The sequence below is a fragment of the Streptomyces cyslabdanicus genome, from assembly GCF_052663305.1.
Genome location: NZ_JBQRUW010000017.1, coordinates 140,735 through 149,840, shown reverse-complemented (window position 1 = coordinate 149,840; position 9,106 = coordinate 140,735). Strand labels below are relative to the sequence as shown.

Annotated in this window: 8 protein-coding genes; 5 read left to right on the top strand and 3 right to left on the bottom strand. The window is 70.7% G+C overall.

Annotation, left to right across the window (positions count from 1 at the left end):
* The first annotated feature begins 138 nt into the window (after positions 1-138).
* Positions 139-375 carry a hypothetical protein gene (locus ACTYVM_RS12855; RefSeq protein WP_445526063.1) on the top strand — a complete coding sequence of 79 codons (237 nt, stop codon included), beginning with the start codon at positions 139-141 and terminating at the stop codon, positions 373-375.
* Positions 376-513: 138 nt separating this feature from the next.
* Here the strand turns inward: ACTYVM_RS12855 and gcl are convergent, their stop codons facing one another.
* On the bottom strand, positions 514-2,298 hold the full coding sequence (gene gcl / locus ACTYVM_RS12850) for a glyoxylate carboligase (RefSeq protein WP_445526062.1): 1,785 nt from the start codon (positions 2,296-2,298) through the stop codon (positions 514-516).
* 443 nt (positions 2,299-2,741) lie between these two features.
* Here gcl and ACTYVM_RS12845 point away from each other — a divergent pair, with 443 nt between their 5' ends.
* The 3 genes from ACTYVM_RS12845 to ACTYVM_RS12835 all read left to right on the top strand — a co-directional run bounded on the left by ACTYVM_RS12845 (position 2,742) and on the right by ACTYVM_RS12835 (position 4,754).
* Positions 2,742-3,608 (top strand): Sco1979 family transcriptional regulator, encoded by an 867-nt coding sequence (locus ACTYVM_RS12845; protein WP_445526061.1) that lies wholly within the window; start codon positions 2,742-2,744, stop codon positions 3,606-3,608.
* Positions 3,605-3,856: a DUF397 domain-containing protein gene (locus ACTYVM_RS12840; protein ID WP_445526060.1), complete on the top strand. Its 252-nt coding sequence runs from the start codon at positions 3,605-3,607 to the stop codon at positions 3,854-3,856. The genes ACTYVM_RS12845 and ACTYVM_RS12840 overlap by 4 nt, the downstream gene beginning before the upstream one ends.
* An 82-nt stretch (positions 3,857-3,938) precedes the next feature.
* Positions 3,939-4,754 carry an SAM-dependent methyltransferase gene (locus ACTYVM_RS12835; protein ID WP_445526059.1) on the top strand — a complete coding sequence of 272 codons (816 nt, stop codon included), beginning with the start codon at positions 3,939-3,941 and terminating at the stop codon, positions 4,752-4,754.
* 24 nt (positions 4,755-4,778) lie between these two features.
* Here ACTYVM_RS12835 and ACTYVM_RS12830 read toward each other — a convergent pair whose 3' ends face one another.
* Entirely contained in the window at positions 4,779-6,398 is a 1,620-nt protein-coding gene (locus ACTYVM_RS12830; protein ID WP_445526058.1) for an AMP-binding protein, read from the bottom strand.
* The gene (locus ACTYVM_RS12825; RefSeq protein ID WP_445526057.1) at positions 6,395-8,068 is read right to left on the bottom strand and encodes an AMP-binding protein; all 1,674 of its coding nucleotides are present in this window, start codon (positions 8,066-8,068) and stop codon (positions 6,395-6,397) included. The genes ACTYVM_RS12830 and ACTYVM_RS12825 overlap by 4 nt, the downstream gene beginning before the upstream one ends.
* A gap of 133 nt (positions 8,069-8,201) precedes the next feature.
* Here ACTYVM_RS12825 and ACTYVM_RS12820 point away from each other — a divergent pair, with 133 nt between their 5' ends.
* The gene (locus tag ACTYVM_RS12820) at positions 8,202-9,041 is read left to right on the top strand and encodes a helix-turn-helix transcriptional regulator (protein ID WP_445526056.1); all 840 of its coding nucleotides are present in this window, start codon (positions 8,202-8,204) and stop codon (positions 9,039-9,041) included.
* The last annotated feature ends 65 nt before the right edge of the window (positions 9,042-9,106 follow it).

Genomic DNA, 9,106 nt, shown 5'->3' with positions numbered 1-9,106 from the left:
GAGCCAAAAAAAGAAAAAAAAAAACGAGAAGGAAAGAAACCCCCCCCCCTCCCCCCCCCCCCCCCCCCCCCCCGCTCCTCGGCGTTCGCCCGGCGCCCCCGGGGTGCGGCCCGTGGGCCGGCGCAGGAGGCTGAGGGCATGGACAACCCCACGCGGCATCCGCACATCGTGGTGCACGCGCCCGCCCTGGACGGCTCCCGGCGCGTGACCGAGGGCGACGTGACCCTCGGACTCGCCTCCCATCTGGACGACGTGGTCGAGATCCTCCGCCTGGCGGACCTGGACCGCGTCGAGGTGGAGGAGGACGACCTCATCGAATGGCAGGGCGGCGGCCCCGAGGACTGGCCGGGCCTGCCGGAACACGACGAATCCTGAACCCACCCCAGCACCGACACCCCGGAGCAGCAGGCGAACTCCTCGCGCTTGCGGGTGACGGCGCCGGGGTGTGCCGGAACAGCACGAAGAAGGCGGCCCCCCGTGGGTGGGCCGCCTTCTTCGACGGTCGTCCGGGTCTCAGACCTTCAGTGTCCTGATGGAGGTCGGCGCGTGGCCCGGCTCCGTGGCGACCTCCTCGAACTCCACGACGTTGCCGATGTCGTTGGTGCCCGACATCGAGATGTTGGTGACGCGCTCCAGGATCGCCTCGACGACGACCGGCACACGGTGCTCGGCGGCGAGCTTCTTGGCCTGCTCGAAGGCGGCGCCGAGTTCACCCGGGTCGGTCACCCGGATCGCCTTGCAGCCCAGGCCCTCGGCGACCTTGACGTGGTCGACGCCGTAGACGCCCAGCTCGGGCGAGTTGATGTTCTCGAACTCCAGGTTGACCTGGAAGTCGATGTCGAAGGCGCGCTGCGCCTGGCGGATCAGGCCCAGGTAGGAGTTGTTGACCAGCACGTGCACGTAGGGGATCTTGTGCTGCGCGCCGACCGCCAGCTCCTCGAGCATGAACTGGAAGTCGTAGTCGCCGGAGAGGGCGACGACGGACGCCTCCGGGTCGGCCTTGGCGACACCGAGCGCGGCCGGGACGGTCCAGCCGAGCGGGCCGGCCTGTCCGCAGTTGATCCAGTGCCGCGGCCTGAAGACGTGCAGCATCTGGGCGCCGGCGATCTGCGAGAGGCCGATGGTGGAGACGTACCGGGTCTCCGGCCCGAAGGCCTTGTTCATCTCCTCGTAGACGCGCTGCGGCTTGATGGGGATGTCGTCGAAGTGCGTACGGCGCTGGAGCCTCGCCCGCTTCTCCTGGGCGGCGGCGGCCCAGGCGGAGCGGTCGGGCAGCCGTCCGGCCGCCTTCAGCTCCCGGGCCACCTCGACGAACAGCTCCAGCGCGGCCTTGGCGTCGGAGGCGATGCCGTAGTCCGGGGCGAAGATCTTACCGAGCTGGGTGGGCTCGATGTCGACGTGGACGAACTTCCGGCCGGCCGTGTAGACGTCCAGCTTGCCGGTGTGGCGGTTGGCCCAGCGGTTGCCGATGCCGAGGACGAAGTCGGACTCCAGGAACGTCGCGTTGCCGTAGCGGTGCGAGGTCTGGAGGCCGACCATCCCCGCGTTCAGCTCGTGGTCGTCGGGCAGGACGCCCCAGCCCATCAGGGTGGGGACGACCGGAGTGCCCGTCAGCTCGGCGAACTCCACGAGGAGTGCGCAGGCGTCGGCGTTGATGACTCCGCCGCCCGCGACGATCAGCGGCCGCTCGGACTCGTTGAGCAGCGCCACGGCCTTCTCGATCTGGGCGCGGGTCGCGACCGGCTTGTAGACGGGCAGCGGCTCGTACGTCTCCGGGTCGAACTCGATCTCGGTGAGCTGGACGTCGATGGGCAGGTCGATCAGGACCGGGCCGGGGCGGCCGGAGCGCATCAGGTGGAAGGCCTGCTGGAAGACGCCGGGAACCTGCGCCGCCTCCAGGACGGTGACGGCCATCTTGGTCACCGGCTTGGCGATGGAGGCGATGTCGACGGCCTGGAAGTCCTCCTTGTGGATCACGGCGGTGGGGGCCTGGCCCGTGATGCACAGGATCGGGATGGAGTCGCCGGTGGCCGAGTACAGGCCCGTGATCATGTCGGTGCCGGCGGGGCCGGACGTGCCGATGCAGACACCGATGTTGCCCGCGTGGGTCCTCGTGTAGCCCTCGGCCATGTGCGAGGCGCCCTCCACATGGCGGGCGAGGGTGTGGTTGATGCCGCCGGACGTCTTGAGCGCCGCGTAGAAGGGGTTGATCGCCGCGCCCGGCACACCGAACGCGGCGGTGACGCCCTCGCGCTTGAGGATCTCAACTGCCGCACGGGCAGCGGTCATACGAGCCATCGATACTCCTGCTTCGGCTGTCTTCGGCTGTTTCTGCTGTGTCCAGCTGCCGGATCGCACGCCCGCCGCGCCCTCACGGTCGCTCTTCCGTATAGCGGAAATTACTTTCTATATCCTGGAAGCAATGTAGGTGGGCGCATCAAGGCCGTCAAGAGACCAGGGGCAAGGGAGACCGCCCGGGGTCAGCCGGCGGGTCGACGCTCGGGTCTTGGGCGAGGCGGATGACGTCGCGGGCGTCACCGGGTCCGGAGGCATCGACGGACCGCCGACGAGAGGGCTTGACCACCGGCTTCACGCGAGCCGGAAGAGCGACGTGACCGCGCGCGATCGCGCGCAGGCTGCAACCGGCTCCCTGATAATTTCAGCAGCGCGGGTATCACCCTGGCGTTGTCCTCAAGTCGCTGCCAGGATAGTGGTGTTGATGACACCTCAGGAGGTTGGGCGTGAGTGAGGCCCGTTCCGGCACCAGCGCGCCGACAGTCCTGCGCATGATCCTCGGCCGCCGGCTGCAGGACATGCGACTGGCAGCCGGCGCCTCGCTGGAGGACGCGGCGAAGGCACTGCGCGTGAAGAGCCTGACGATCCGGCGGCTGGAGAAGGCCGAGGTCGCGCTGAAGCCTCTCTACGTGGAGAAGCTCCTGGAAACCTTCGGCGCGGGCCGCCAGGAGATCGAGGAGTTCGTCGACCTGGCCGAGCAGGCCAACGAGCCCGGCTGGTGGCACTCCTACCGCGACGCCGTCCCCAGCTGGTTCACCGCCTACGTGAGCCTGGAGACCGGCGCCAAGTACCTGCGCACGTACGAGCCCCAGTACGTCACCGGCCTGCTGCAGACTCCCGACTACGCGCGCGCCGTGCTGCGCGGCGGGTTGCCGAACGGCAGCGAGGAGGAGCTCGCGCGCCGCGTGGAGCTGCGGCTGCGCCGCCAGAGCCTGCTGGAGCGGGAGGACGCCCCCCTGCTGTGGGTGGTCATGGAGGAAGCCGTCCTGCACCGGACGGTGGGCAGTCCTGACGTGATGCGGGAGCAGATCGAACGGCTCCTCGACGTGTCCGAGCTGCCGCACGTCAGCCTCGACATCGTGCCCTTCTCCGCCGGTGCGCATGTCGGGGCGTGTGCCCCGTTCACGTATTTCCGGTTCGAGGAACCCGAGCTGCCCGACATCGTCTACAGCGAGCTCCTGTCCGCCTCCGTCTACCTGGACCAGCGCGCGGACGTCGTCGCCCACCTCGAGGCGCATTCCCGTATGGCGCTCCTGACGTCGTCCCAGGACAGCAGGGCGCTCCTGAACCGCATGCGCAAGGAGTACTCATGACGATCATCGACGAAGGCGTCTACAACGGCATGCCGGCCCTCGACCTCGGGGAGCAGGGCTGGGAGCGCCCCTGGAGCGGGCCGAACGGCGGTCAGTGCGTCGAGACGAAGCAGCTCTCCGACGGCCGCGTGGCCATACGGCAGTCGACCGACCCGGCCGGGCCCGCGCTGATCTACGCGCCGGAGGAGATCGCCGCGTTCGTCCGCGGGGTCAAACAGGGCCTGGCCGATCACTTGGCCGCCGGGTGAACCACCAGCGAGCACACGGGGCGCCGACACCGTTCCCGTACCTGGCCTGCGGGCCGACAGACACACGCGTGAAGGGGAGAACATGAGCACCAGGCAGGCCGGCCGGGATCTCGACACGAGCAAGGCGCACTCGGCCCGGATGTACGACTACTTCCTCGGTGGCAAGGACCACTTCGAGATCGACAAGGAGGCGGCCCTGGCCGCCGCCGAGGCCCACCCCGGCCTCTACGTGACCGCCCGCGAGAACCGGGCGTTCATGCACCGGGCCACCCGGGTCCTGGCGCAGGAGCACGGCATCCGCCAGTGGCTCGACATCGGCACCGGCATCCCGACCGAGCCCAACCTGCACCAGGTCGCCCAGTCCGTCGCGGCCGACGCCCGCATCGTGTACGCCGACAACGACCCGCTCGTCCTCAAGTACGCCGAACGCCTCATGCGCAGCACGACGCAGGGACGCACGGCCTACATCGAGGCCGACGTCAGGGACCCCGACGCGCTGATGAGCGCCGTGCGGGACGCCGAGGTCCTGGACTTCGACCGGCCCATCGCCCTCTCCCTCAACGCCCTGATGCACTTCATCACCGACCCGCACGACCCGTACGCCATCATCCGCCGGCTGCTCGACCCGCTCCCGGTGGGCAGTGCCCTGGCCATGAACCACTGCACGCCCGACTTCGACCCCGTCACCTGGAACAAGGTCGCGGAGACCTACACGAAGTCCGGGGCCCCTGTGCAGATCCGTTCACACGGCGAGGTCAGCCGCTTCTTCGACGGGCTGGACCTGATCGACCCCGGCATCGTCTGCTGCCACCGCTGGCGTCCCGCCGAACCCGCCGACGGGACGGAGCCCACGGACGCCGAGATCAGCCTGCTGGCGGGCGTGGGCATCAAGCGGTAGCCGGTCCCGGCGTCCGGTCGCGGCTCATACGCCGTAGCGCTCGCGAAGTTCGATCTTGCGCACCTTCCCGGAGACCGTCATCGGGAAGGAGTCCAGGATGCTCAGCCGGCTCGGGATCTTGTAGTGGGCGAGCCGGCCCTCGCAGAAGGCCCGCAGGTCCTCCAGGGCCGGCGGGTCGGCCGCGTCCACCGGGACGACGCAGGCCAGCACCTCCTCGCCGTACTTCTCGTGCGGCACGCCGACCACCTGGACGTCACGGATCCTCGGGTGGCCGTAGAGGAACTCCTCGATCTCGCGCGGGTAGATGTTCTCGCCCCCGCGGATGATCATGTCCTTGATGCGACCGACGATCTCGACGTACCCGTCCTCGCGCATCACCGCGAGGTCGCCGGTGTGCATCCAGCGGCCCGGGTCGATGGCCTCGGCGGACTTCTCGGGCTCCTCCCAGTAGCCGAGCATCACGCTGTAGCCGCGGGTGCACAACTCGCCTGCTGTGCCGCGTGGTTGGGTGACCCCGGTGGCCGGGTCGACGACCTTGACCTCGAGGTGCGGCAGCACCCGGCCGACGGTGCCGGTGCGGTGTTCGAGGTCGTCGTCCATCCGGGTCTGCAGGGAGACCGGCGAGGTCTCGGTCATGCCGTAGCAGATGGAGACCTCCGCCATGTGCATCTCGGCGACCACCCGCTTCATCACCTCCACCGGGCAGGGGGAGCCCGCCATGATGCCGGTGCGCAGGGACGACAGGTCGTACGAGGCGAAGTCGGGGAGGTTCAGCTCCGCGATGAACATCGTCGGCACCCCGTACAGCGAGGTGCAGCGTTCCCGCTGGACCGCCTCCAGGGTGGCCTTCGCGTCGAAGGACGGCGCCGGGATGACCGTGCACGCGCCGTGCGAGGTCGCCGCCAGGTTGCCCATGACCATGCCGAAGCAGTGGTAGTAGGGCACGGGGATGCAGATCCGGTCCTGTTCGGTGTAGCCGACCGTACGGCCCACCCAGTAGCCGTTGTTGAGGATGTTGTGGTGGGAGAGCGTGGCACCCTTGGGGAAGCCCGTGGTACCCGAGGTGTACTGGATGTTGATGGGGTCGTCGCAGCTCAACTCGGCCTGTATCGCGGCCGTCTGTTCCACCGGCACCTCCGCGGCGGCGGCTGTCAGCGCGTCCCACGACGGATCGCCGATGTAGACGGTCTCCCGCAGCTCGGGGCACGCGCCGCGGACCTGCTCGACCAGCTCCCGGTAGTCGGTGCCCCGGTGGGCCTGCGAGGCGACCAGCAGGGAGACGCCGGCCTGCCGGAGCACGTACTCCACCTCGTGGGCCCGGTAGGCCGGGTTGATGTTCACCATGATGACGCCGATGCGCGCGGTGGCGTACTGGACGAGCACCCACTCCGGGCAGTTGACCGCCCAGATCCCGACCCGGTCGCCCTTGGCCACGCCCTTGGCGAGCAGCCCGCGCGCCACCTCGTCGACCGCCACGCCGAACTCGGCGTAGGTCCAGCGGCGCCCGGAGGGTACGTCGACCAGCGCCTCGCGGTCGCCGAACGCGGCGATCGCCCGGTCGAGGTTGGCGCCGATGGTGTCACCCAGCAGCGGGGTGCCGCTGGTTCCGTGGGCGTAGGACAGTGCGCTGGACTGTTCGCTCACCGGAAGTCCTCCTCGCGGTACTCGTTCGCCGAGCCCTCGGCCGTGGCCTCGCGCAGCTCGATCCGGCGGATCTTGCCGGAGACGGTCTTGGGCAGCTCGCCGAACTCCAGGCGGCGGATGCGCTTGTAGGGGGCGAGCACCTCCCGGGAGTGCTCGAAGAGCGCCTTCGCGGTGCCGGTGTCCGGCTCCCAGCCCTCGGCGAGGACGACGTAGGCCTTCGGCACCGCCAGGCGCAGCGGGTCCGGCGCGGGCACGACCGCCGCCTCGGCCACCGCCTCGTGCTCCAGCAGGGCGCTCTCCAGCTCGAACGGGCTGATCTTGTAGTCGGAGGCCTTGAAGACGTCGTCGGACCGCCCGATGTAGGTCAGGTATCCGTCCTCGTCCCGGGAGGCGACGTCTCCCGTGCGGTAGTAGCCGCCGGCCATCGCCTCCGCGGAGCGGTCCGGGTCGCCGTGGTAGCCGGTCATCAGGCCGACCGGGCGCGCGGACAGGTCGAGCGCGATCTCGCCCTCGTCGGCGCCGGGCGCGCCGGAGACCGGGTCGAGCAGTTCGACGCGGTAGCCGGGGCTGGGCCGCCCCATGGAGCCGGTCTTCAGCGGCTGGCCGGGGCTGTTGGAGACCTGCACGGCGGTCTCGGTCTGCCCGAAGCCGTCCCGGATGGTCACGCCCCAGGAGCGCCGGACCTGCTCGATGACCTCGGGGTTCAGCGGCTCGCCCGCGGCCACGGCCTCGCGGGGCGGGGTGCGCAGCTGGGTGAGGTCGGCCTGGATCAGCATGCGCCACACGGTCGGCGGGGCGCAGAAGGTGGTGACGCCCGCGCGATCCATCTCGGCCATCAGCCGGGCGGCGTCGAAGCGGGTGTAGTTGTGGATGAAGACGGTCGCCTCGGCGTTCCACGGTGCGAACAGGTTCGACCAGGCGTGCTTGGCCCAGCCGGGCGAGGAGATGTTCAGGTGCACGTCCCCCGGCTTCAGGCCGATCCAGTACATGGTCGCCAGGTGCCCGACGGGGTACGAGACGTGGGTGTGCTCGACCAGCTTGGGGCGGGCCGTGGTGCCCGAGGTGAAGTACAGCATCAGCGGGTCGTCGGCGAGGGTGGGGCCGTCCGGGACGAACGCGGCGGGGGCGGCGTACGCGTCCTCGTAGGGCGCCCAGCCCTCCTGCGGCGGGCCGCCGACGGAGATACGGGTGTAGGCGCCGGGGACGTCGGCGAACTTCGCGGTGTCGGCGGCGCGTGCGATCACGTGCCTGACCCGGCCGCGTTCGACGCGGTCGGTCAGGTCGGCGGGGCCGAGCAGCGGGGTGGCGGGGATGACCACCGCGCGCAGCTTCATCGCGGCGAGCGCGGTCTCCCACAACTCGGCCTGGTTGCCGAGCATGACGAGGACGCGGTCCTCGGCGGCGACGCCGCGCTCGCGCAGCCAGTTCGCCGCGCGGCTGGAACGCTCGGACATCTCGGCGAAGGAGAGGCGGGTCTCGGTGCCGTCCTCCTCGACGATGTGCAGCGCGGTGCGGTCGTTCCCCTCGGCGACGGCGTCGAACCAGTCCAGCGCCCAGTTGAAGGGGGAGGGGCGGGGCCACTCGAAGCCGGCGTAGGCGGTGGCGTAGTCCTCACGGTGTTCGAGCAGGAAGTCCCGCGCCCTGCGGAAGAGCTCCGTCGCCGTCGTCATCTGTCCTCCTTGGTCCCGGACCATTGCCGGGCGGCTCTCTGTCATCGTGTAATCCGTGATGTGCGTCTCACCACCCCCGAACGGGGGTGGTGAGCGGGCAGGTCCATGACGGTCCACGGCGAAGGGGCGAGCGGTGAGGGCGGACGCGTCCGAGGCGGCGGAGATCCGTGGTGCGCTGGCACGGCTGCGGCGTGCGACGGGCCTTCCGGTCGCCTTCGGCGGCCTGGTCGAGCCGGGCCGGCCGCGGGTGCGGATCAGCGAGCTGAGCGGCACGACGACGCTCGCGCTCAGGGCGCTCGCGGTGAGCTCTGGCAACGGGCTGGGCGGCAAGGCGGTGGCGCTCGCCCGTCCGTGCGCGGTCACGGACTACTCGCAGTCCCCGCGGATCAGCCACGAGTACGACATCCCGGTCGCCGCGGAGGGGCTGCGCTCGGTGCTGGCCGTGCCGGTGGTCGTACGGCGCCGGGTGCGCGGCGTGCTGTACGGCGCGCTGCGGACGGCCCAGCCGTTGGGCGACCGGACACTGAGCGCGGCCGTGGAGGCGGCGCGGGACGTGGAGCAGGCGCTGGTGGCTCAGGAGCAGGCGTGGGACCTGCTGGCGGCGTCCCGTGCGGCGCCCGCACCTCGGGATCCGGCGGACGGGGCCGCCTGGGAGCAGGTCCGCGCGGCCCACGCGGCGCTGCGCGCGCTGGCCCCGCGCATCTCCGACCCGGCCCTGCGCGCCGAACTCCTCGACGCCTGCGGCCTGTTGACCACAGCGTCCGCTCCGGTGGCGGGCGTGAGCCTGGCCCCCCGCGAGCTCGACGTGCTGACCTGCGTGGCCGCGGGCGCGACCAACGCGGCCGCGGCGGCCCGGCTGGGCCTGAGCCCGGAAACCGTCAAGGGCTACCTCCGCGCGGCCATGCGCAAACTGGGCGCCCACACCCGGGGAGAGGCCGTGTCCACAGCCCGCCGGGCAGGACTCCTGCCCTAGGCGGCCAGAGCCCTGGCCGGTCGTGAGTGGGGGCGTGGGCGCAGCCGTGCCGGGTCCCGTGGGGG